This window comes from Bacillus sp. KH172YL63 (assembly GCF_011398925.1).
GTDB lineage: Bacteria > Bacillota > Bacilli > Bacillales > Bacillaceae_B > Rossellomorea.
On the sequence record NZ_AP022842.1, the window covers coordinates 490,899 to 513,209 of the forward strand.

A 22,311-nucleotide genomic window follows, 5' to 3' on the forward strand; every position below is an offset into this window, starting at 1 on the left:
ATGACACAGCATATCGTAGTCGTTGGTTCCGGCGTAATGGGGAGAGGGATCGCCTATGTCTCCGCGACGGGGGGATTTCGCACAACCCTTGTGGATATCAAACAGGAGCAGCTGAATCATGCCAAGGATGAAATTCAGCTTCTTTTCCAAAAGGGTCTGGAACGTCAAAAACTGACACAGCAGCAGTATGTAGAGGCCATGGAGGGTCTGGACTATTCAACGAACCTGTCCATTGCCGTACGGGATGCGGATGTGGTGATTGAAGCCGTCCCTGAAAAAACCGATATCAAACAAGGTGTCTTCCAAGTACTCGATGCCCATGCCCCTGAAGCATGCTATTTGGCAACGAACACTTCGACGATGAGCCCGACTGAAATCGGCTCCTTTACAAAACGGCCGGACAAAGTGATCGCCATGCATTTCTTCAATCCTGTACATAAAATGCCCCTTGTTGAGATTGTAAGGGGATTGGAAACGAGCGATGAAACAGCGGCGGTGATCCAGCAGGTCGCTGAAAGGATGGGGAAAGAAACGGTTGTCATCAATGAGTTCCCAGGCTTTGTCACAAGCAGGATCAGCGCGCTGGTCGGAAACGAAGCATTTTACATGCTGCAGGAAGGGCTCGGTTCTCCGGAAGAAATCGATAAAGCGATCAAGCTCGGCCTCAACTACCCGATGGGCCCATTTGAGCTCGGGGACCTTGTTGGATTGGACACACGCTTGAATAACCTGAAATACCTTCACGAAAAGCTTGGGGAAAAGTATCGCCCGGCACCGCTCCTGGAGCAATACGTAAAGGCAGGCCGTCTGGGGCGGAAAACAGGCAAGGGTGTTTATGACTATCTGAAGGTGAAAGAAAAGGAGCATCAGTCATGAGGGAAGTCGTCATTGTCGATGCCGTCAGGACACCGATTGGCAAATATAAAGGCTCCCTGAAAGAGGTGCGGCCCGATGACCTCGGTGCCCATGTCATTAAAGCGCTTGTGGAACGGAACCCCCATGTGGCCCCGGAGAGCATCGAGGAAGTCGTTTTCGGGAATGCGAACGGGGCAGGGGAGGACAACCGGAACGTAGCCCGGATGTCTGTACTTCTTGCCGGCCTGCCGGTTGAAGTCGGTGCGACCACAATCAACCGGCTGTGCGGATCAGGCCTTGATGCCGTCAACTATGCGGCAAGGGCGATCCTCGCTAACGAAGGGGATATTTTCATAGCGGGCGGGACAGAAAGCATGACCCGTGCTCCCTACGTCATGGCCAAATCTGCACAGGACTTTCCGAGAGGGAATATGGAAATGTTTGATACCACGATCGGCTGGCGGTTCGTCAATCCAAAGCTGAAGGAAGAATACGGCACCGATTCCATGCCTGAAACCGCCGAAAATGTCGCGAAGCAGTTCGGCATCTCCCGGGAAGAACAGGACCACTTTGCCTACTGGAGCCAAATGAAAGCAAAACAGGCGATGGATGAAGAACGGTTCAAAGATGAAATCGTCCCGGTGGAGCTCAGGGACCGCAAAGGAAATTCAACCACCTTCGGGAGGGATGAACATCCAAGACCGGAGACGAATCATGAGAAATTACAGAAACTGAAGCCTTTATTTCCAGGAGGGACCGTGACGGCAGGGAACGCCTCAGGGGTCAATGACGGGGCATCGGCCCTGTTGCTCATGAGCAGGGAGAAGGCGGACGAACTGGGCATCACCCCCCTTGCACGCTATATGACGTCTGCCACGGCAGGTCTCGAACCGTCCGTCATGGGCCTTGGACCGATCTATGCCACAAGGAAGGTGCTGAAGCGTTCCGGTCTCGAAATGGACCAGGTAGGCCTAGTCGAGCTGAACGAAGCCTTTGCCGCACAATCCATCGCCTGCATCCGTGAACTCGGTCTCGATGAAGAAAGGGTCAACGTCAACGGAGGAGCCATCGCCTTTGGCCACCCACTCGGTGCAAGCGGTGCCCGCATCCTTACCACCCTTATATATGAAATGAAAAGAAGAAACGTACGCTACGGCCTTTCCACCATGTGCATCGGTGTCGGTCAGGGGATCGCGACACTGGTGGAAAACATGCAATCGTAATACGGGGCCGGGACAAAAAAGTGCCCGCCAATGAAAAATCCAAACGAATGATTTGTCAAGAATCCACTTCGTTCGGATTTTTTCATGCTATCAATTCTTACCTGCCTCTGGCAGGTTCCAGCTGTAGATTGGAGGGCAAAGCTATGTCCCATCCTCTTTTTGTGATTAAGACCTTTCTATTTTAGAAAGGATAGACATGAGGTGAAAGGTATGGAATTCGAAATCATGACAGTAGAAAGCGAAATCCCCTGTCTCGTCGTCGTGGACGAAGATAACGGACGATTTATGATCAGAAAAGCTGACACAAGCGGGGAAATATTCAACAGCCAGGAGGAACTTGTACAGTGGATCGAAACCAACTGGTCCAAAGAAAAGGTGGTCAACACCTATGATTTTGTGAAGATGCTGGAGATGTTGAGGTTGTATCATTGAGAAGGCTGTGGAAACAGCCTTCACGATAACGTGAAATCCGATCTGAGATTCTATGAGTTCGGATTTTTTTATTAGGCTTTATTTGAAAGACTCTTTTCGAATAGATTGTTGTTATTAGACGTTAATGTGAGTATCTTCGGTAATTTGAGCTGTGGAATAATTAAATTGCCATAGCAATGAATCAAGGACAATATACTCAAATGACGTTGGTCGCTACTATTCAGAAGATAAATAAGCAGTCTATCCAATGAATATTTGGTTTTTATCTTCGATGGTTGATTGGAGCGGAAGATGCTCACTGCCATCCCCGCGGAAAGCGAGCATCCTTCGCTGCAATCAACCGCACCTCGCTTGTTTAAAAGCAACAATGTTTACATAAACACACTTAATATTTTACTGAAATAAGAATATTCATTTTATTTTCATATCATATTTATGATAATATATTACTCAAACGTAAAATGAACGTCATGAAAATTTGAGAGATAACCAAAGGAGAGCCAGCAATGAATACAAGATCAATGATCTTCACACTGTATGGTGATTACATACGCCACTATGGAAATAAAATCTGGATCGGCAGCCTGATCCGTCTTCTCAATGAATTCGGTCACAACGATCAGGCGGTGCGGGCCGCGATTTCGAGGATGAATAAGCAAGGCTGGGTCCAGGCTGAGAAGCAGGGGAACAAAAGCTACTATTCCCTGACTGAGCGGGGGGCGACCCGTATGGAAGAGGCGGCCAACCGGATCTTCAAGCTTAAGCCCGAGCAATGGGACGGCAAATGGAGGATCCTCATGTATTCAATCCCCGAGGAAATCAGAAGCATCCGGGACGAATTGAGGAAAGAGTTGGTGTGGAGCGGATTCGGCACGCTGTCCACGAGCACCTGGATCTCACCTAATAATCTGGACACCCAGGTTCGCTCTTTGATTGATAAATATGATATTAAAGACTATGTCGACTTCTTCATCGCTGAGTATGAAGGTCCTAACGAGAATCAAAGATTGATTGAAAAGAGCTGGGACCTGAATGACATCAACGACCGTTATCAGGAATTCATCTCCCACTACAGTCAGCGATATATGATAGATAAAAGTAAAATCGGGAAGGGGCAGATGACAGACGCAGAATGCTTCGTAGAAAGAACGAAGCTCGTCCATGAGTACCGGAAATTCCTGTTTGTCGATCCAGGACTGCCTGAAGAGCTCCTTCCCGAGAAATGGCTCGGTGCCCACGCAGCCACCCTGTTCGGTGAGTACTACAAAGAGCTTGCAGAACCGGCTTCCCGTTTCTTCGAGAGCGTATTCGAAGACGGTAACGAATTAAAAAACAAAGACCACAGCTACAACGTCATGACCCATCCTTTACTTCTTGATTGACCCACCCACCTGCCGACTCGTTTCGGCAGGTTTTTTTGAGGGACGGACCTCTGCAACCCTTGTCTAAAAATTCTAAAAAGTATAACATGATTTTAACGAAGGGGGATTATAAATGAATAAACTCACGGACGTATTACAAATCAAGTATCCAATCATACAAGGCGGAATGGGGAATATCAGCAATGCACCGTTGACGGCGGCCATATCGGAGGCTGGGGCGCTCGGCACGATCGGTGTCGGGACGATGGAGGTAGAAGAGGTGGAAGGGATCATCATTGAAACGAAAAAGCGGACCCGTCAGCCATTCGCCCTCAATATCCCGGTTTCCATCACGCCTCACCTGAAGGAAATGGTGCGGCTGGTGGTGAAGCACGGCATTCCGGTCGTGTCTTTATCGGCAGGAAATCCGGCGCCTCTCATTCCTTATTTTCATGAACATCATGTGAAGGTGATCTGTGTCGTCGCTTCTAAACGCCAGGGAATGAAGGCTGAAGAAGCAGGTGCAGATATCATCGTGGCGGAGGGGTATGAGGCTGCGGGCATCAACTCCAATCTTGAAACGACTACACTTGCGCTCATTCCCCAGCTTATCGATACGGTGAGCATCCCGGTTGTGGCAGCAGGCGGAATCGGTGATGGAAGGGGGCTTGCTTCCATGCTTGCCCTTGGCGCGAGCGGCGTACAGATGGGAACGAGATTCATCGCAACGAAGGAAGCTCCTTTTCATGCAAACTATAAATCTGCCCTGGTGGAAGCAGGTGACAACAGCACGGTCATCGTCGGCCGTTCCGTCGGGAAGGTAAGGCGGGTCATGAAGACCCCGTATGCTGCAAACTTGCTTCAAAAGGAACTGGAGGGAGTGGCACCTGAAGAATTCAATCAAATGACTTCAGAAGACTACCACCGGATCGGTGCCTTAGAAGGGAAGCTGGATGAAGGCTTCATCAATGGAGGTCAGGTATCAGGATTGGTGGCTGACGTTCCTTCGGTGAAAGAATTGATTGAAAGAATGATAGGCGATGCCTCGAACATTTTTAAAAAGCTATCTGAAAATAGTGTTGGATCATAAGCAAGCGCTCTTCGGGGCGCTTTTTTTATAGGAAAAAAATCATGGCAGGCTGGACCGGTAAATTTGTCATTTCCTCTGGATAATCCGGCAGATACCGACTATACTAGTATTAATTTTTAATTTTTCTGAATATTATTGACTATTTTGTGACAGGAGTGATAATATAACGTTGTATTTACGCAGGTCGATATTTTTATCACAAACGGATTTGCTAGTCTACTAGACTACTGATCATATATCAGGTAAAGAAAAAGGGGGATTTCTGTGAAGAAGAAGAGTTTATTGCTTATTGTCGTCTCGATGTTATTGGGAATGCTGGCTCTGTCAGGGTGTGGCAGTGATAAGAGTTCCGGTGGTGAAGATGGAGAGAAACAGTACGTCATCGGGGTGACCCAGATTGTCGAACATCCATCTTTGGATGCAGCGTTTGAAGGATTCAAGAAAGCACTCGCTGAAAATGGGTTCAAAGAAGGGGAAAATGTAAAATTTGATGTTCAAATCGCCCAGGGTGATCAAAGTAACTCACAAAGCATCGCGAAGAATTTCGTCGGGGACGGTGTGGACCTCATCTTTGCAAACTCGACCCCAAGTGCACAAACGGCATTGAACGCAACGAGGGATATCCCGATCATTTTCACCTCAGTAACCGACCCTGTGGGTGCTGAATTGGTCAAGTCATTTGACGAGCCTGGTGAGAATATTACCGGAACAACAGATACGCATCCGGAAGCGATCTCCAAAACACTGCATTTTATCACGGATGAAATGAAGGCGAAGAAGATCGGGATTGTTTATAATTCCGGTGAACAAAACGCTGTCGTGCAGGTAGCTGAAGTGAATAAGCTTGCAAAAGAAAGCGGAGTCGAAGTGGTAGAAGCCACGGTTTCAACGTCTGCCGATGTTAAACAAGCGACTGAATCCCTCGTGGGTAGAGTCGATGCCATTTATATCCCGAAAGACAATACAGTCGTGTCGGCGCTTGAATCCGTCATCACTGTAGCGAACGAAAAGGATATCCCTCTATTCGTAGGAGAGCTTGATTCACTGAAAAAAGGTGCGATCGCAGCGAGCGGATTCAGCTACGAAGACCTTGGTTACCAAACCGGCTTGATGGCCGTGCAGGTTCTAAAAGGGGAGAAAAAACCTTCTGAAATCCCTGTACAGGCTCCGGAAAACTTTGAGTTGATGTTCAATAAGAAAGCAGCTGAAGAACAAGGTGTGGAAGTGAAGGAAGCCTGGTCTGAACTAGGGAAGTTTGTAGAAGAACAATAAGAAGGGATGATGATTCGTGCCAACTGCAATATTTGCCTCCTTTGAATCTGGAATCATATACGCAATCATGGCCCTCGGAGTCTATCTGTCCTTTCGGATACTGGATTTTCCTGATTTAACGGTCGACGGCAGCTTCGTGACCGGGGCCGCCGTCGCAGCGACCATGATTGTCAGCGGGGTTAACCCGGTCATCGCCACGCTGACAGCGATCATTATCGGATTTGTCGCGGGCTGTATCACAGGATTGCTTCATACGTTTGGAAAAATCAATGCGCTTTTATCCGGGATATTGATGATGATCGCCCTCTATTCGATCAATCTCCGGATTATGGGAAGATCGAACGTGCCCCTCCTGAACCAGGACACGGCATTTACAGGCGTGGAAGGGTTCTGGTCCCCGCTCGGGATCGACGCAGCCCTCAATAAGCTGTGGATGGCAGTGGGACTCGGGAATCCTGTCCCTGGCACATGGAGCATCCTTTTCGTCATGACAATCATCACACTGCTGATCAAATTTTTGACCGACGGTTTCCTGAAGACAGAAGTCGGATTGGCACTGAGGGCGACCGGGGATAATCAGCGGATGATCCGCAGTTTCTCGGCCAATACGAATTTGATGATCATCCTTGGATTGGGGATCTCAAATGGGATGGTCGCCTTATCCGGGGCACTGATTGCCCAGTACAGCCGGTTCGCCGATGTCGGAATGGGAATCGGGATGATCATCATCGGTCTTGCTTCGGTCATCATCGGTGAGGCGTTATTCGGTACCAAAACGATTGCACGTACGACGCTCGCAGTCATCGGGGGCGCGATCATTTACCGTTTGGTCGTATCGATGGCCCTTCGAGTCGATTTCCTTGAAACAGGGGATATGAAACTGATTACGGCGACGATTGTCATCCTTGCCCTCGTCATGCCAAAGGTGATGGATCGCTATAAAGATAAGAAACGAAAGTCCCAGCGGCTGGCAGAACGGATGAACAGGGCCCCGATAACGGATGGAAAGGGTGAGAGCGGTGTTACAGTTAAATCGAATCCATAAAGTATTCAACGAAGGGACACCGGATGAAAAAATCGCCCTCGATGACATCCAGCTTTCCCTTAAACCGGGTGATTTCGTCACCGTCATCGGGAGTAATGGGGCAGGGAAATCAACGCTGATGAACATCGTGTCAGGCGTCCTGCTCCCGGACATCGGAAACGTGGTGATTGATGATCACGACGTCTCGAAGGTGTCTGAATATAAACGCTCGAAACTGATCGGGCGCGTCTTTCAGGACCCAATGGCAGGAACGGCGCCGTCCATGACGATCGAAGAAAATCTCGCCATGGCCTATTCGAGAAACCGGACAAGAACCTTTAAACTTGGGGTCACCAAAAAGCGTAAAGCTTACTTTAAAGAAGTCCTTGAAACCCTACATTTAGGACTGGAAAACAGGTTAAATGCCAAAGTGGGATTACTGTCCGGCGGAGAGCGGCAGGCGCTTTCACTCTTGATGGCGACGTTCACAGAACCGTCGATCCTCCTGCTGGATGAACATACGGCGGCGCTTGATCCGGCCCGTGCCGACCTGATCACGAACCTGACCAAGGAAATCGTCGAGAAGTACAAGCTCACGACGCTCATGGTCACCCATAACATGCAGCAGGCACTCGACCTTGGAAACAGGCTGATCATGATGGACAAAGGACAGATCATCCTTGAAGTGAACGAAGCCGAGAAGAAACACCTGACAGTCGAAGGCCTCCTCCACGAATTCCAGCGAATCCGCGGAAGCAAACTGGCCAGCGACCGGGCGCTCCTCTCCTGAAAAGACAAACAACCTTCAACAAAAAAGCAGCGGGCCACGCCCTGCTGCTTTTTTGCTTTAAAGGAGAGAGGGACGGACCTTCCGCTTCGCTGGAAGGTCCGTCTGGTTGGTCGGGTCTGGGGTCAGTGCGGGTCGGTGGGGCGGTCTTGTGAAGGTTCGGACTGATCGTGGAGACCGTTTTGTTGGAGGTCCGTCCCTCTGCATAACGTATACCGATATAATATTTTAAATTTTAACAATTTATTGACTATTTATAAAACAAAATGTTATTATATCGTTGAATTAACGTTATATAAAAAATTATTGTCTGTTCGTTTAAAGGGGGAAAGCAATGAAGCCTGGATTAGCAGAAGGACATTCGGCCGCCGTACTGACGGAAGTGACCTCCGATATGTATGCCCAATTCGAAGGAAGCGTTGTGCACCCGGTCTATTCAACGGTCTCGATGGTGTACCACATGGAGTGGGCATCCAGGAAAATCATCCTTCCCTTTCTGGAAGAGCATGAAGAGGGAATGGGCGCACAAGTGAACGTGGAGCATATGGCACCGGCGAAAGAAGGTTCACGACTTGAAATCAAAGCGATCGTCATCAAATATGAACGAAACATCATCCTGACCGAAGTGACGGTCCTGGATCGAGAGAATGCCAGAGTGATAGGGAAAGGCGAAGTGAAACAAGTCGTGCTGGCAAAAGAAAAAATTAACGAAAGAATAAAAGGGAGTTAGCTCCATTTTGACGAAAGGTAAAAGGGGGAAGCTACGTGTCTAACACATCGACAAAACTGAAAGCGTTTACAAATGACGGGCTTGCAGGGGGAAATGACATGGATATGTTTCAAAAGATACAAAATCATGAGCAGGTTATATTCTGCAATGATGAAGAAACAGGGCTCAAAGCCATCATCGCCATACATAATACCACGCTCGGTCCAGCCCTTGGCGGCTGCCGGATGAGACCTTACGCATCGGTCGATGAAGCGTTGGAAGATGTCCTGCGACTGTCAAAAGGCATGACGTATAAATGTGCAGCAGCCGACGTGGATTTTGGCGGAGGGAAAGCGGTCATCATCGGCGATCCTCAAAAAGACAGACACCCTGAACTTTTCCGGGCATTCGGTCAATTCGTAGAATCCCTCAACGGCCGATTCTACACGGGAACCGATATGGGCACGACCCCGGAGGATTTCGTCTATGCCCTGAAAGAAACAAACTGCATCGTCGGGGTCAATGAAGAATACGGCGGAAGCGGGGATTCATCCATCCCGACAGCGATGGGGGTCATGTACGGATTGGAAGCGACAAATCAAAACGTCTGGGGCTCAAAAGACCTTCACGGCAAAAGCTACGCCATCCAGGGACTGGGGAAAGTAGGCTTTAAAGTAGCCGAACGCCTGATGGAAGAAGGAGCTGATCTCTACGTCACGGATATCAGTCAGAAATCGATCGACCAACTGCTTGCAAAAGCAAAGCAGATCGGTGTGGGTATCAAAGTCGTATCAGGAGAGGAAATCTACTCCGTCAACGCAGATGTCTTCGTCCCATGTGCCATCGGGGGGATTATCAACGATCATACGGTAGATCAATTGAAAGTAAAGGCGGTCGTAGGTTCAGCCAACAATCAGCTACTGGACATATCCCACGGAAGGAAGCTGCATGAAAAAGGAATCCTATACGCACCCGACTACATCGTCAACGCAGGCGGCCTGATCCAAGTAGCAGACGAATTGTACGAACCGAACAAAGAGCGGGTCCTGCAAAAAACAAGCGCGATCTATAACAGCCTTCAAAATATTTATCTTCAATCAGAAAATCAGCATCTGACCACGGTAGAGGCGGCGAATCGCTTTTGCGAAGACCGGATCCACTCCCGGACAAAGCGGAACAGCTTCTTCTCGCATGGGAAGCGTCCGAAGTGGTCGGTTAGGAATTAGGGTTGATGGTTGTGGTATGGAGGGGATGGGTTGGGCGATAGTTTGGGGAAGTTGCTGACTGGGCATTGGGGAAATTGGATGAGGGGTTTGAGGTTAAGTTACGCAATGGAGGCGGAAAGTTACGCAATGAACGTTAAAAGTCACGCAATAACCGGTGAAAGTTGCGCAATAACCAGTCAAACTCACGCAATTAATGTACTGAGCAACACTGAAGAGTGACGAGTAGAGTAAAAAACGTCCTCTAGAAAGAGAGTTATAGTGAAAAGTTACAAATTTTTCAGATATGGCGGCGCGCAAACATTAAAAATTGCCCTTCTCCAAAGTGAAAATGTCCAAATTGCATGAGTGATTTGAAGTTACGCAATGAACGTTAAAAGTCACGCGATAACCAGCGAAAGTTACGCAATAAATGTTCAAAGTTGCGCAATAACCAGCCAAACTCACGCAATTAACGTACCGAGCACTCCTGTAGAGTGACAAATAGAGTTAAAAACGTCTTCTGAAAAGAGGGTTAGGGTGAAAAGTTACAACTTTTTCAGATATTGCGGCGCGCAAACAGTAAAATTTGCCCTGCTCCAAAGTGAAAATGTCCAAATTGCATGAGGAATTATAAGTTACGCAATAAACGTTAAAACTCACGCAATAACTAGCGAATCTCACGCAATAAATGCCCAATATCACGCAATAACCACCCAATCTCACGCAATAACCGTTCCAAGCACCATCCCAAAAGCTAAAAAAACAGCAAAAATGCCCTCCCAACACAAAAAGAGACGACGAAGTTACACTTTTTCATCCTTCAAACCGAACAAACATTGAAACGACCTTACTAATCAGCACGACACCATCAGAATGCAGACCTCCACCCAAGACCCCACACATCTCCCTGCACAAGAAACCGGCAAACCTATATACGAGTAGACAGGAATCCTGACCGGATTCCTTTTCCTAAAAATATGCACCATAAGAGGTGATGAGATGATCGAGGAATTTCAGCTGGTCCAGGTCATGGACCGGGAAGGTGAGTTAGTTGAAAGCGGGTATGAAAAGGAAATTTCAGAGGACTTGGCCAGAACGTTTTACCGGCATTTGATGAGGATCCGGACGTTTGACCGGAAAGCGGTGAGTTTGCAGCGTCAGGGGCGGATCGGGACGTATGCACCGTATGAAGGGCAGGAGGCTTCCCAGGTGGGGAGTGCGCTTGCTCTTAAGGAGAAAGATTGGCTGTTTCCGTCTTACCGGGACCATGGTGCGACGATGACGTTTGGGCATTCGTTGCTTCATATCCTTCTTTTTTGGAAGGGGAGGAATGAAGGGTGCGTGCCTCCTGAAGGGAAGAATATTTTCACGCCGGGGATTCCGATTGCGACACAGCTGCCTCATGCGGTCGGAGCGGCGTATGCGGAGAAGCGGAAGGGAACCGGGAATGCGGCGATTGTTTATTTTGGAGACGGCGCCACTTCCGAAGGGGATTTTCATGAAGGGTTGAATTTGGCCAGCGTATGGTCGGCTCCGGTTGTCTTTTTTAATCAAAATAATCAATACGCGATTTCTGTACCTATCCATAAACAGATGAAGACGAAGACGATTGCCCAGAAAGCCCTTGCCTACGATATGCCTAGTGTCCGGATCGACGGCAATGATGTATTTGCGGTTTATTTCGAGACGCTGAAGGCATTGGAGGGGGCAAGGAAGGGGGACGGACCTTCCCTGATCGAGTCGGTGACGTGGAGATACGGTGCCCATACGACTGCCGATGATCCGACGAAGTATCGGGATCAGCAGGAGAGTGAGTCGAGGCGGAAGGAGAATGATCCGGTCGATCGCCTGACCAGATTCATGGAGCGAAGAGGATGGATTGATGAGGATTGGAAGGTTTCTGTGGAGAAGGAGTGTGCGAAGGAAGTCGATATGGCGGTTGAGGCGCTGGAAGCTTATCCGGAAGCAGAGCCAAGTTTGATTTTTGATCATGTGTTTGCAACTCCGACATGGACGATCCAGGAACAAAAAGAAAAGCTCCTTGAGCAATTGAGAGGTGAATAGGATGAGCACCTTAACGAAAATGAAGACGTTGACGATGGTTCAGGCCATCACGGATGGGATGAGAGTGATGCTTGAGGAACATGATGATGTCCTGTTACTGGGTGAGGATATCGGAACGAATGGAGGGGTGTTCCGGGCGACGGACGGGCTGCAGCAGGAATTCGGGGAAGACCGGGTCATTGATACCCCGTTAAGTGAAGCCGGGTTCATCGGTGCGGCCATTGGAATGGGGTTGAACGGCTTCCGTCCCGTGGCTGAGGTCCAGTTCCTCGGGTTCATCTACCCTGCATATGAGCAGATCATGACACATGCTTCACGCCTACGCTCACGTACCCTTGGCCATTTCACGTGCCCATTGGTGATCAGGGCTCCGTATGGGGCTGGAGTGAGGGCACCTGAGATTCATTCCGACAGCACAGAGGCCCTTTTCACCCATATGCCGGGAATCAAGGTGGTATGTCCTTCGTCGCCTTACGATGCAAAGGGACTGCTGATTGCAGCGATAGAAGACCCTGATCCGGTTTTGTTCCTTGAGCCGATGAGATGTTACCGATCGTCCAGGGAAGAAGTGCCGGAAGAGAAATATACGGTGGAGATCGGAAAGGGAAAGGTAGTCAAAGAGGGGGAGGATGTGACCCTCATTGCCTGGGGGGCGATGGTCAAGGTTGCAGAAGATGCTGCAAAAGCAGCGGGCGAGAAAGGCATCGACTGTGAGGTCCTCGACCTTAGGACACTCTACCCTCTAGATAAAGATCTGATCGCTGACTCTGTACAGAAGACAGGCAGAACGGTGATAGTCCATGAAGCGCATGCAACGGGCGGTGTCGGAAATGATGTGCTGGCGATCATCAATGACACGTCATTTTTATATCAGAAGGCGCCGACTGAACGGGTGACGGGATTTGATACCCCGGTTCCGTATTTCGGATTTGAAGATTTCTATTTACCCGACAGTAAACGTGTGCTCGCTGCAGTTGAGAAAGTGGCACGCTATTAGACGAGGAGGGAGTTCATGGAAGTAAAGCTTCATGATATCGGAGAAGGCATGACCGAAGCCAACATCAATCACTTTCTTGTGAAGGTCGGGGATGTGGTGAGAGCGGACCAGCCATTGGTGGAAGTACAGACGGATAAGATGACGGCGGAGATTCCTGCGCCTTTTTCCGGTGTGATCAAGGAAATCACAGTCAGGGAAGGTGAGACGATACCGGTCGGCTCGACGGTCCTGCTGATGGAAGAAGGAGCCGGGGGAAGCAGGCGGATCGTTCCAGCCAGCACTCAGGTGGTCAGGAAAAAGAGGATACTTGCATCCCCGTATACGAGAAAGATCGCCAGGGAACATGGCATCAATATAGAAGAAGTGACCGGTTCCGGAGCAGGTGGCCGGGTGCTGGATGAAGATGTCTTTCTTTATATGAAAGAAGACAAAGGGCCGGTTCCGGAAAGGGAAGAAGAAGCGCCGATTCTCCACGAGGAAGAGCCACACACGATCCCGTTCCGGGGCAGGAGAAAACAAATCGCTGCGAAAATGTCCCAGTCGCTGAGGACGATCCCTCACTGCACACACTTTGAGGAAATTGACGTTACGAATCTATTAATCTGGAAAGATTCAATGAAAGAAAGCGGACAGAGCATTTCAATGGGGGCTTATTTTATCAAAGTCCTGTCGGTTTGTTTAAAAGAGTTTCCTATTTTCAATGCCCGTCTCAATGAAGAGGAAGAATGTGTCGTGCTTCAGTCTCAGCATCATATCGGCATCGCAGTCGATACGGATGAAGGATTGATCGTTCCGGTCATCAAAGGGGTACAGGAAAAATCAATGAAAGACATTCACAGTGAGATGAAGGAACTGACCAGGAAGGCAATTGAAGGCAAGCTTTCGATGGCCGACATCAAGGGAGGGACGTTCACCGTCAGCAATGTCGGACCGTTGGACGGATCGATCGGTGCAACCCCGATCATCAACGATCCGGAAGTCGCCCTTGTCGCTTTCCATAAGACGAAGAAGCGGCCGATGGTGAACGAAAAGGATGAAATCGTCGTCCGCTCGATGATGAATGTGTCGATGTCCTTCGATCACCGGGTCGCAGACGGGGGAACGGCCGTGAAGTTCACAAACCGATTAAGGGATTTGATCGAACAACCTCAATCCATGCTTCTGGAGTTGATATAAATGGTAGTGGGAGAAATTACAGAAGAAAAGGACATCATCGTCATCGGGGGCGGTCCCGGCGGGTATCATGCTGCGATCAGGGCAGCGGCCCTCGGCAGACAGGTCACATTGATCGAGCGGGAGGAGCTTGGGGGGACCTGCCTGAATAAAGGGTGCATCCCCTCAAAGGTATTCACCCATTTTGCCCAGGAATTTAAAAAGACGGCGCATCTGAAGGAAATGGGTCTGGAGTATGGAGAAGTGGAAGCGAATCTTGCCTCTCTGCAACTCTATAAAAATAAAAAAATATCCCAGCTCCGGGCAGGTGTGGAGTCACTTTGTAAAGCGAATAAGGTGGAGGTCATGAAAGGATCGGCTGCCTTTCTGTCAGAATCCCGTATCGGGGTTGAAAACGGTCATGAGTTTTCCCTTTTCAACTTCAAGGAGGCGATCGTGGCGACGGGTGGGGTCTTTCATTATCCTGAAGGAATCAAGTTTGATGGGAGCTATATCCTGAAGGAAAGGGAAATCTTTCAGCTCGAGGAAATCCCGGAAGAACTCATCATCTGCGGAGCCGATTATATTTCATTGGAAATCGCATCGGTGTTCGCCACTCTCGGGAGTGCCGTCACGTTGCTCCTCACCGGCGACCTGCCATTTGATCCGGCGATTACGAAAGAACTCTTCAGGCAGCTGAAAAAACAGCGCATCAACGTCATCAAAGATGCCGCCATCGAGGAAGCCTTCGGGAGGGACGGACACGTCATCGTCACACTCGAAAAAGCGTCTGGGGAAACAGTATCCATCCAGGGTTCACATTTTGTCGTCAGCGGTGAAACGAAGCCAGACCTGACAAACACCGGCCTCGACCGCCTGTCGGTTGCCCTGACGGACAGTGGCTATATCAAGACAGATCGGGAGGGACGGACCTCGATTCCACATATTTGGGCGATCGGGGACGTCACGGAAGGTCCGTCCCTCGCAGTGAAAGCGATCAAGCAGGGGAAGGCGGCGGCTGAGGCGGCGGCCGGGTTGAAGGTGGAGGTGGATTTGGGGTTTGTGCCGAGTGTGGTGCAGATGAGTCCGCCGATTGCGTGTGTGGGGCTGACTGAGGAGGAAGCGCGTGAGCTGGGGTATGCGGTGTCAGTGAGTGAGAATCCTGTCAGGGGGAATGGGTATGCCCTGCTGACGGATGAGAAGGATGGTCTGGTGAAAGTCGTTTCAGACAGTGAATCGGACGTGATCCTCGGCATCCATATCATCGGTCAGGGTGCGGTGGAGCTCATCACATCAGGCATCCTTGGTCTTGAGATGGGCGCACGGGATGAAGATTTCCGATTTCCTCTCTATCCTCATCCGAGCATGAATGAAAGCCTTTTAGAAGCGGTTGAAGGACTGAAGGGGGATGCCGTGCATATGCCTCCGAGGAAAAAACAGCCGGTGAGGTAGTGGATGATGGACTTCATCGCAGAGAAGCGTTTCAGCTTTACCGGCCGCTCTTGAGAAGTTCTATGAAACTATTTAATATAATATTCAGAATATACTAACGTTTACGGAGGGATAACGATGCAAGAACGTGTAGCTAAAAAGCAGGAAAAAGTAGAAGAGATCTTCCCGGTAAGAGATGTTGATTATTTAGAGTATTATTCCGGAAATGCAAAGCAGGCGGCTCATTTCTTCTGTACGGCTTTCGGCTTTAAGGCCGTTGCCTATTCAGGTCTTGAAACAGGGAATCGTGACACTGTGTCTTACGTTCTCCAACAAAATAAAGTCCGTCTGGTGATCACAGGAAGCCTGCATGAAGGAAGCCGCGTTGCCCAATTTGTCAAAGCTCACGGGGACGGCATCAAAGACATCGCGCTTGTCGTGGATGATGTTGAAAGTGCTTACAAAGGAGCGGTGACGCGTGGCGCGATTGAAATCATGCCTCCTTCCACACTTGAAGATGATAACGGCACAGTCAAAAAAGCCGTGATCGGTACATACGGGGACACAATCCATACACTTGTTGAACGAAAAGATTATAAAGGGATCTTCATGCCGGGCTTTGAAAAGTATGAGTCTTCCCTGAACGTTGAGGACGCAGGGATCATCGCTGTCGATCATGTTGTCGGCAACGTGGAGCGCATGGAAGAGTGGGTGGAATATTACGAGAAAGTCATGGGCTTCAAAGAAATGCGCCATTTCACAAACGAAGACATTACAACCGAGTACTCTGCCCTCATGTCCAAGGTTATGCACAACGGCGGCCGCATTAAGTTCCCGATCAATGAGCCGGCAGAAGGGAAACGGAAATCGCAGATCCAGGAATATCTTGAGTTTTACGGAGGCCCTGGTGTGCAGCATATCGCGATCCTGACAGAGGACATCGTGAAGACGGTCGGCATCCTGAAAGAAAACGGAGTTGAGTTCCTGAGCACGCCTGCTTCATATTACGACATGCTTTCAGAGCGGGTCGGTGAAATCGATGAAGAGATTTCGAAGATCAAAGAGTTGAATATCCTCGTGGACCGGGACGACGAAGGGTATCTGCTGCAAATCTTCACCAAGCCGATTGTGGACCGTCCGACGCTGTTCATCGAAGTGATCCAGCGTAAAGGTGCGAGAGGATTCGGGGAAGGGAACTTCAAAGCGCTGTTCGAGTCGATTGAACGGGAGCAGGAACGAAGAGGCAATCTATAAAGAGACAGATATAACGGGGGTCAAATGACCGGTCAGGGGGTTCACTCATGATAGAGATCAGCTGCTTTTTCACTCCACCAATTGAAGGTGGGGACGGCGAAGACAAGCTGACACATGGGTTAACCCCCTTCATCCATGGAGAAAGCGGGGATGCATGAATGACATTAAAGTTTAAAACAAGGGAAGCGGTCACCCATATCGCTCCATATGTGCTGGGAAAGACGCTTGGGGAACTACAGAAAGAGCACGGTCTGAGTTCGATCAGAAAACTGTCGGAAAATGAAAACATATACGGATGCTCGCCGAAAGTGAAACAGTGGTTCAAAGACATTGGAAGTGATCTGTTTCTGTATCCGGACGGTGCGGCGGTCAATCTGAGTGAGAAGGTATCGGAATTCCTGGGGGTGCAAAGGGAACAGCTTCTGTTCGGAAACGGCTCGGATGAGGTGATCCGCTTGTTGACGAGGGCCTACCTGAGCTGCGGGGACGAAGCGGTCATGGCGGAGGTTACGTTCCCGAGGTACAAGACGAACGTACTATTGGAAGGAGGCATTCCGGTCACTGTCCCCCTCGTAGACGGGACACATGACCTCAAGGGGATGTACAGATCCATCACGGCAAAGACGAAGCTCATCTTTGTGTGCAATCCTAATAACCCGACCGGCACCATCGTCGGGAAGAAAGAACTTCTTCAATTCATCGAAAGCATTCCGTCTCACATCCTTGTGATCGTCGATGAAGCGTACATGGAGTATGTGACGACCGACGATTATTTAGAAACGCTGCCGCTTCTATCTTCATTCGACAACCTGATCGTACTCCGGACGTTTTCAAAGATTTATGGCCTTGCAGGGCTGAGGGTCGGTTTCGGCGTCATGAATGAAGAAATTGCTGAGCAGCTCCGTAAAGTGAAGGATGTCTTCAATGTCAATACGGTCGCACAGCAGTCGGCTGTCATTGCCCTGGGGGATCAGGGGTTCATAAGGGAATGTACCCATAAGAATGAAAAGGGCAGGATGTATCTGGAAAAAGAATTCGACCGTCTCGGCATCTCTTATTTTCCGTCACAATCGAACTTTATCATGCTGGATACGGGGATGAACGGGGAGCGGGTTGCTTCCGAACTTGTGAAAAGGGGGCTCGTCGTCCGGTCCGGCACGCTGCTCGGGTATCCGACAACCGTCCGGGTTACGATCGGGACAGAAGAGGATAACGAGCGGTTCGTTGAAGCGATAGAGGATATTTTGCAAGCTGAAGGGGTGAAGTAAATGGATATCAGGCCAGATACGCTCGAGTGGCAGGCTGCTTATAAGCTCATGATCGGCTCGATTTTGCCGAGGCCGATCGCCTTTGTTTCCACCCTGGATGAAAAGGGTGAGGCAAACCTTGCACCGTACAGTTTCTTTACGGCAATTTGCGCCGATCCGATGCTCGTCTGCTTCTCTCCGATGAGAAGGGGGAAGGACGGCAGCAAGAAGGATACGCTTTTGAACATCGAGAAAACGAAGGAATTCGTCATCAATATCGTCAGCGAAGGATTCGTGGAAGAGATGAATGACTGTGCAGTGGAATTCGCCCCTGATATCGATGAATTTGAACAGGTCGGACTGACGAAACGACAGTCGGTCACCGTGAAGCCCCCTGGAGTGACGGAAAGCAAGGTGCAGCTGGAGTGTGTCCTTCATGACGTCCTTCACTTCGGCGATCACCCCGGGGCAGGGAGCCTTGTCATCGGCAAGGTGGAATGTGTCAGGGTGGAAGATGAACTCTTCTACGATGGAAAGATCGATTCAGAGAAACTCAAACCGGTGGGCAGGCTTGCCGGTCAGATGTACACCAAACCATTATCCGATTCATTTGAATTGATACGAAAAAGGTGATGTCTTGTGAAGCTGGTCAGTTTTTTAACAGATGGAAGTGTAAGAGCCGGAATGCTGCAGGGAAACCTTGTCGCCGATATCCATGCGGTGAGCGGCGGATCACTCCCGAAAGAGATGGCGGCCGTCATCGAACTGGGTGATGAGGGGCTGTCTGAAATGAGGGGGCTCGGCCCTTTTTCAAAAGGGGAAACAGGGGTGCATGAGCTGAAAGATGTCACGCTGAAATCGCCAATCCCGCGGCCCGTAAGCATCAGGGACTTCTATGCATTTGAAGAACATGTGAAGACAGCCCGGAAGCGGAGGGGGCTCGATGTGGTACCGGAATGGTATGACATCCCGGTCTTCTATTTTACGAATCACCTGGCTGTCAAAGGCCCGCTTGATACGGTCGAGAAGCCGGCTGATTGCGGGTGGCTCGATTATGAGCTGGAAATCGCCTGCGTCATCGGGAAAGAAGGAAGGGACATCACGGCGGATGAGGCGGATGATCATATATACGGGTATTTGATCATGAACGATTGGAGTGCCCGGGACATTCAGAAGCATGAGATGAAAGTCGGACTCGGTCCTGCGAAAGGGAAGGATTTCGCGACATCCCTCGGCCCATATCTGGTCACGAAGGATGAACTGGAACCATACCGGCAGGGCGACCGTTACGACCTGTCCATGACGGCAAAAGTGAACGGGCAGCTGTTGTCCGAAGGGAACTACCGGGACATTCATTATACATTCGGGGAGATGATCGAGCGGGCATCGAAGGGGGTCACCCTGTATCCCGGTGAGGTCATCGGCTCCGGTACGGTCGGAACAGGTTGCATACTGGAACTCGGGACAGAGGTCCACCGCTGGCTGGAGGCCGGTGATGTAGTGGAGTTGGAGATTACCGGATTAGGATTATTGAAGAATAGAATTGCAGAGAGAAGAGAGGGGGAAGTTCATGTACTATCGTCAACTGGGGAGCATACCCCATAAACGTCATACTATGTTTAAAAAGGATGATGGCACGCTGTACAGGGAGCAGGTGATGGGGACGAAGGGATTCTCGGGCACACAGTCGATCCTCTATCATCATCATTTGCCGACAGCTGTCGCGAAAACCGAATACTTAGGAAGTTATATGCCGGAATTTGAAGAAGACAGTGCCCTTCGTCATCGTCATTTCTTCACAGACAAAGTCGAGAAAAAAGGCTGTGCCTTAAAGAGCCGGGAATATTTGCTCGGTAATTCGGATCTGTTGATCGGAACCGCTTATGTCACCGAGGAAATGGGCAGCTTCTACCGGAATGGTGACGGGGATGAAATGCTCTATATCCATTTTGGCAAAGGGAAAGTGGAGACGATGTTCGGTACCGTCACATACGGAAAAGGTGATTATGTGGTGATCCCGATCGGAACCATTTACCGTGTCGTCCCGGAAGAAGATACGAAAATGCTGATCGTCGAGTCCTTCTCTCAGATCACGACGCCCCGCCGTTACCGTAACGAATACGGGCAGCTGCTTGAGCACAGCCCGTTTTGTGAACGTGATATCAGGGGACCGGAAAAGCTTGAAACGGTGGATGAAAAGGGCGAATTCGAAGTGATCACGAAATCAAGGGGTGCCCTTCATTCACACGTATTGAACCATCACCCCCTCGACGTCGTCGGCTGGGATGGATATTTGTATCCTTGGGTGTTCAATATCGAGGATTTCGAACCGATCACCGGCCGCGTCCATCAGCCGCCTCCTGTCCATCAAACGTTTGAAGGCCATAACTTCGTTGTGTGCTCATTCGTGCCGCGGTTATATGATTATCATCCTGAATCGATTCCGGCCCCATATAATCACAGCAACGTAAACAGCGATGAGCTCCTGTACTATGTGGAAGGGAACTTCATGAGCCGGAAAGGGATTAAGGAAGGATCGATCACCCTTCATCCAAGCGGGATTCCCCACGGCCCTCATCCAGGAACGACGGAAGCGAGCATCGGCAAAAAAGAGACCCTCGAGCTCGCCGTGATGATCGATACATTCAAACCGTTGAAGATTGTCAAACAGGCACACGATGTCGAAGATCCCAATTATATGTTCACATGGGTATAAAAAGAAGAATTAATCCAAACACCAGCTGGTGGTTTGGGTTGATTCTTTTTTGTGTTATCGGTAAATGGATGGACAGGGAATGGCCGGCCTTCCTTCATGGCAAGGTTTGTACAGATCTGGCAGACTGGTGGCAAGATTTTATAATTGAAAAAGGTGAAATGACATTCTCAATTATAAAAGATATTTGAGAATGTGTCAGTCGTGTTGAAGGCTCCTAATCCCCGGCACGAAGGAATTTGTCGAAAAATATTAATCCGAATCTTGCCTGCGGAGAGAAGCGGCTGATCATAAAAAAATTCAAAAAATTTTTTCGACCGACAAAGTCGATAAGGACAAAGATGTAAGCGTTTACCTGTAATCAGATTAATCTAAATAGTCAAACAATTTACAAAAAGGCTGTTGACCTTCCCGGAAAACGGGCGTAATATTGTCCTCAATATAAAAATCCTGAGTCAAGAAAGGACGGCAGTCACCGGCGGAATCGGCCGGCTGCACGTCGCCACGGCTCAACGCAATCATGCTATAAGAATAAATTTCTGAATAATCAAAATAAATAGTGAACATGAAAGGGATGATGAACATGAACGAACAATGGATCTACTTAGACGGACAATACGTAAAAAAGGAAGACGCAGTTGTATCTGTGTACGACCATGGTTTTCTATATGGAGATGGAGTGTTCGAAGGCATTCGAATGTACGACGGCAACGTATTCCGTCTGGAAGAACATGTTGATCGCCTTTATGATTCTGCCAAATCGATCATGTTGCACATCGAAGTGTCGAAACAGGAGATGGGTGACATCATTGTGGATACATTGAAGAAAAACAAGCTGGAAAATGCCTACATACGGGTGGTCATCTCCAGGGGAGTCGGAAATCTGGGTCTGGACCCTTTCACCTGCAGGAAGCCGCAGATCATCGTCATTGCCGAACAGCTGGCCTTGTTCCCGAAAAGCCTGTATGAAACTGGGATCGATATCGTGACGGTAGCGAGCAGGCGGAACCGGGCGGATGTCCTGTCACCGAAGGTTAAATCATTAAACTACTTAAATAATATTCTCGTAAAAATCGAAGCGAATCTGGCAGGTGTCAGTGAAGCCTTGATGCTGAACGATCAGGGATATGTCGCGGAAGGGTCTGCAGACAATATCTTCATCGTCAAAAAAGGGAAGATCCTGACGCCGCCTGGATATGTCGGGGCGCTTGAAGGGATCACCCGTAATGCGATCATCGAGATTGCGGAGAAATTAGGCTTCGAGATGAAAGAAGAAGTTTTCACCCGTCACGATGTCTATACAGCGGATGAGGTGTTCTTGACGGGAACCGCAGCCGAAGTCATCGCCGTTGTGAAAGTGGACGGCAGGGTGATCGGTGAAGGAAAGCCCGGGAAGTATACAAACCAATTATTGCAGGAGTTCAGAAACACTGTCACGCAGGATGGAAGAAAAGTTTACAAACAAAATGCACAGGTTGGCTAAGTTGGAGGTGAT

General features: G+C 49.4%; 20 protein-coding genes. All 20 read left to right on the top strand.

Annotated features, from left to right (window positions below; translation table 11 throughout):
- The 20 genes from KH172YL63_RS02485 to ilvE all read left to right on the top strand — a co-directional run bounded on the left by KH172YL63_RS02485 (window position 1) and on the right by ilvE (window position 22,299).
- A complete protein-coding gene (locus tag KH172YL63_RS02485; protein ID WP_173104626.1) occupies window positions 1–876 on the top strand; it encodes a 3-hydroxyacyl-CoA dehydrogenase in 876 nt (291 codons plus the stop codon).
- Window positions 873–2,078, top strand: a complete 1,206-nt coding sequence (locus KH172YL63_RS02490; protein WP_173104627.1) for a thiolase family protein — start codon at window positions 873–875, stop codon at window positions 2,076–2,078. The genes KH172YL63_RS02485 and KH172YL63_RS02490 overlap by 4 nt, the downstream gene beginning before the upstream one ends.
- Window positions 2,079–2,288: 210 nt before the next feature.
- Window positions 2,289–2,510: a hypothetical protein gene (locus KH172YL63_RS02495; RefSeq protein WP_173104628.1), complete on the top strand. Its 222-nt coding sequence runs from the start codon at window positions 2,289–2,291 to the stop codon at window positions 2,508–2,510.
- 506 nt (window positions 2,511–3,016) lie between these two features.
- Window positions 3,017–3,892, top strand: coding sequence for a phenylacetic acid degradation operon negative regulatory protein PaaX (gene paaX / locus KH172YL63_RS02500; RefSeq protein WP_173104629.1), 876 nt, complete (start codon window positions 3,017–3,019; stop codon window positions 3,890–3,892).
- A gap of 112 nt (window positions 3,893–4,004) precedes the next feature.
- Window positions 4,005–4,961: an NAD(P)H-dependent flavin oxidoreductase gene (locus KH172YL63_RS02505; RefSeq protein WP_173104630.1), complete on the top strand. Its 957-nt coding sequence runs from the start codon at window positions 4,005–4,007 to the stop codon at window positions 4,959–4,961.
- A gap of 300 nt (window positions 4,962–5,261) precedes the next feature.
- The gene (locus tag KH172YL63_RS02510; protein ID WP_173108027.1) at window positions 5,262–6,233 is read left to right on the top strand and encodes an ABC transporter substrate-binding protein; all 972 of its coding nucleotides are present in this window, start codon (window positions 5,262–5,264) and stop codon (window positions 6,231–6,233) included.
- Window positions 6,234–6,300: 67 nt separating this feature from the next.
- Window positions 6,301–7,278: an ABC transporter permease gene (locus KH172YL63_RS02515; protein WP_442858764.1), complete on the top strand. Its 978-nt coding sequence runs from the start codon at window positions 6,301–6,303 to the stop codon at window positions 7,276–7,278.
- A complete protein-coding gene (locus tag KH172YL63_RS02520) occupies window positions 7,253–8,047 on the top strand; it encodes an ABC transporter ATP-binding protein (protein WP_173104632.1) in 795 nt (264 codons plus the stop codon). The genes KH172YL63_RS02515 and KH172YL63_RS02520 overlap by 26 nt, the downstream gene beginning before the upstream one ends.
- 331 nt (window positions 8,048–8,378) lie before the next feature.
- Window positions 8,379–8,774, top strand: a complete 396-nt coding sequence (locus KH172YL63_RS02525) for a thioesterase family protein (protein WP_173104633.1) — start codon at window positions 8,379–8,381, stop codon at window positions 8,772–8,774.
- Window positions 8,775–8,872: 98 nt separating this feature from the next.
- Window positions 8,873–9,979 carry a Leu/Phe/Val dehydrogenase gene (locus KH172YL63_RS02530; RefSeq protein ID WP_173108028.1) on the top strand — a complete coding sequence of 369 codons (1,107 nt, stop codon included), beginning with the start codon at window positions 8,873–8,875 and terminating at the stop codon, window positions 9,977–9,979.
- A 978-nt stretch (window positions 9,980–10,957) separates the two neighbouring features.
- Window positions 10,958–12,022: a pyruvate dehydrogenase (acetyl-transferring) E1 component subunit alpha gene (pdhA, locus tag KH172YL63_RS02535; RefSeq protein ID WP_173104634.1), complete on the top strand. Its 1,065-nt coding sequence runs from the start codon at window positions 10,958–10,960 to the stop codon at window positions 12,020–12,022.
- A gap of 1 nt (window position 12,023) precedes the next feature.
- Complete coding sequence (locus KH172YL63_RS02540) at window positions 12,024–13,019, top strand: alpha-ketoacid dehydrogenase subunit beta (protein ID WP_269475185.1); 996 nt, start codon at window positions 12,024–12,026, stop codon at window positions 13,017–13,019.
- A gap of 15 nt (window positions 13,020–13,034) precedes the next feature.
- The gene (locus tag KH172YL63_RS02545; protein ID WP_173104635.1) at window positions 13,035–14,195 is read left to right on the top strand and encodes a dihydrolipoamide acetyltransferase family protein; all 1,161 of its coding nucleotides are present in this window, start codon (window positions 13,035–13,037) and stop codon (window positions 14,193–14,195) included.
- Window positions 14,196–15,623, top strand: coding sequence for a dihydrolipoyl dehydrogenase (gene lpdA, locus KH172YL63_RS02550; protein ID WP_173104636.1), 1,428 nt, complete (start codon window positions 14,196–14,198; stop codon window positions 15,621–15,623).
- A gap of 117 nt (window positions 15,624–15,740) precedes the next feature.
- Window positions 15,741–16,856: a 4-hydroxyphenylpyruvate dioxygenase gene (gene hppD, locus KH172YL63_RS02555; RefSeq protein WP_173104637.1), complete on the top strand. Its 1,116-nt coding sequence runs from the start codon at window positions 15,741–15,743 to the stop codon at window positions 16,854–16,856.
- A gap of 158 nt (window positions 16,857–17,014) precedes the next feature.
- On the top strand, window positions 17,015–18,124 hold the full coding sequence (gene hisC, locus KH172YL63_RS02560; RefSeq protein ID WP_173104638.1) for a histidinol-phosphate transaminase: 1,110 nt from the start codon (window positions 17,015–17,017) through the stop codon (window positions 18,122–18,124).
- Window positions 18,125–18,736, top strand: coding sequence for a flavin reductase family protein (locus tag KH172YL63_RS02565; RefSeq protein WP_173104639.1), 612 nt, complete (start codon window positions 18,125–18,127; stop codon window positions 18,734–18,736). It begins immediately after the preceding gene.
- A gap of 6 nt (window positions 18,737–18,742) precedes the next feature.
- A complete protein-coding gene (locus tag KH172YL63_RS02570; RefSeq protein WP_173104640.1) occupies window positions 18,743–19,708 on the top strand; it encodes a fumarylacetoacetate hydrolase family protein in 966 nt (321 codons plus the stop codon).
- Complete coding sequence (locus KH172YL63_RS02575; protein WP_173104641.1) at window positions 19,674–20,819, top strand: homogentisate 1,2-dioxygenase; 1,146 nt, start codon at window positions 19,674–19,676, stop codon at window positions 20,817–20,819. The genes KH172YL63_RS02570 and KH172YL63_RS02575 overlap by 35 nt, the downstream gene beginning before the upstream one ends.
- Before the next feature lie 580 nt (window positions 20,820–21,399).
- Window positions 21,400–22,299, top strand: coding sequence for a branched-chain-amino-acid transaminase (ilvE, locus tag KH172YL63_RS02580; protein WP_173104642.1), 900 nt, complete (start codon window positions 21,400–21,402; stop codon window positions 22,297–22,299).
- Window positions 22,300–22,311 lie beyond the last annotated feature (12 nt).

What these genes read in the sequence shown, in the direction of transcription:
- KH172YL63_RS02505 (WP_173104630.1), top strand. Translation starts at nt 4,005, where the DNA reads ATGAATAAACTCACGGACGTATTACAAATCAAGTATCCAATCATACAA.
- KH172YL63_RS02545 (WP_173104635.1), top strand. Translation starts at nt 13,035, where the DNA reads ATGGAAGTAAAGCTTCATGATATCGGAGAAGGCATGACCGAAGCCAAC.
- ilvE (WP_173104642.1), top strand. Translation starts at nt 21,400, where the DNA reads ATGAACGAACAATGGATCTACTTAGACGGACAATACGTAAAAAAGGAA.
- KH172YL63_RS02490 (WP_173104627.1), top strand. Translation starts at nt 873, where the DNA reads ATGAGGGAAGTCGTCATTGTCGATGCCGTCAGGACACCGATTGGCAAA.
- KH172YL63_RS02540 (WP_269475185.1), top strand. Translation starts at nt 12,024, where the DNA reads ATGAGCACCTTAACGAAAATGAAGACGTTGACGATGGTTCAGGCCATC.
- KH172YL63_RS02530 (WP_173108028.1), top strand. Translation starts at nt 8,873, where the DNA reads ATGGATATGTTTCAAAAGATACAAAATCATGAGCAGGTTATATTCTGC.
- KH172YL63_RS02485 (WP_173104626.1), top strand. Translation starts at nt 1, where the DNA reads ATGACACAGCATATCGTAGTCGTTGGTTCCGGCGTAATGGGGAGAGGG.
- lpdA (WP_173104636.1), top strand. Translation starts at nt 14,196, where the DNA reads ATGGTAGTGGGAGAAATTACAGAAGAAAAGGACATCATCGTCATCGGG.
- KH172YL63_RS02495 (WP_173104628.1), top strand. Translation starts at nt 2,289, where the DNA reads ATGGAATTCGAAATCATGACAGTAGAAAGCGAAATCCCCTGTCTCGTC.
- hppD (WP_173104637.1), top strand. Translation starts at nt 15,741, where the DNA reads ATGCAAGAACGTGTAGCTAAAAAGCAGGAAAAAGTAGAAGAGATCTTC.
- KH172YL63_RS02525 (WP_173104633.1), top strand. Translation starts at nt 8,379, where the DNA reads ATGAAGCCTGGATTAGCAGAAGGACATTCGGCCGCCGTACTGACGGAA.
- hisC (WP_173104638.1), top strand. Translation starts at nt 17,015, where the DNA reads ATGACATTAAAGTTTAAAACAAGGGAAGCGGTCACCCATATCGCTCCA.
- KH172YL63_RS02515 (WP_442858764.1), top strand. Translation starts at nt 6,301, where the DNA reads ATGGCCCTCGGAGTCTATCTGTCCTTTCGGATACTGGATTTTCCTGAT.
- paaX (WP_173104629.1), top strand. Translation starts at nt 3,017, where the DNA reads ATGAATACAAGATCAATGATCTTCACACTGTATGGTGATTACATACGC.
- KH172YL63_RS02510 (WP_173108027.1), top strand. Translation starts at nt 5,262, where the DNA reads ATGTTATTGGGAATGCTGGCTCTGTCAGGGTGTGGCAGTGATAAGAGT.
- pdhA (WP_173104634.1), top strand. Translation starts at nt 10,958, where the DNA reads ATGATCGAGGAATTTCAGCTGGTCCAGGTCATGGACCGGGAAGGTGAG.
- KH172YL63_RS02565 (WP_173104639.1), top strand. Translation starts at nt 18,125, where the DNA reads ATGGATATCAGGCCAGATACGCTCGAGTGGCAGGCTGCTTATAAGCTC.
- KH172YL63_RS02575 (WP_173104641.1), top strand. Translation starts at nt 19,674, where the DNA reads ATGTACTATCGTCAACTGGGGAGCATACCCCATAAACGTCATACTATG.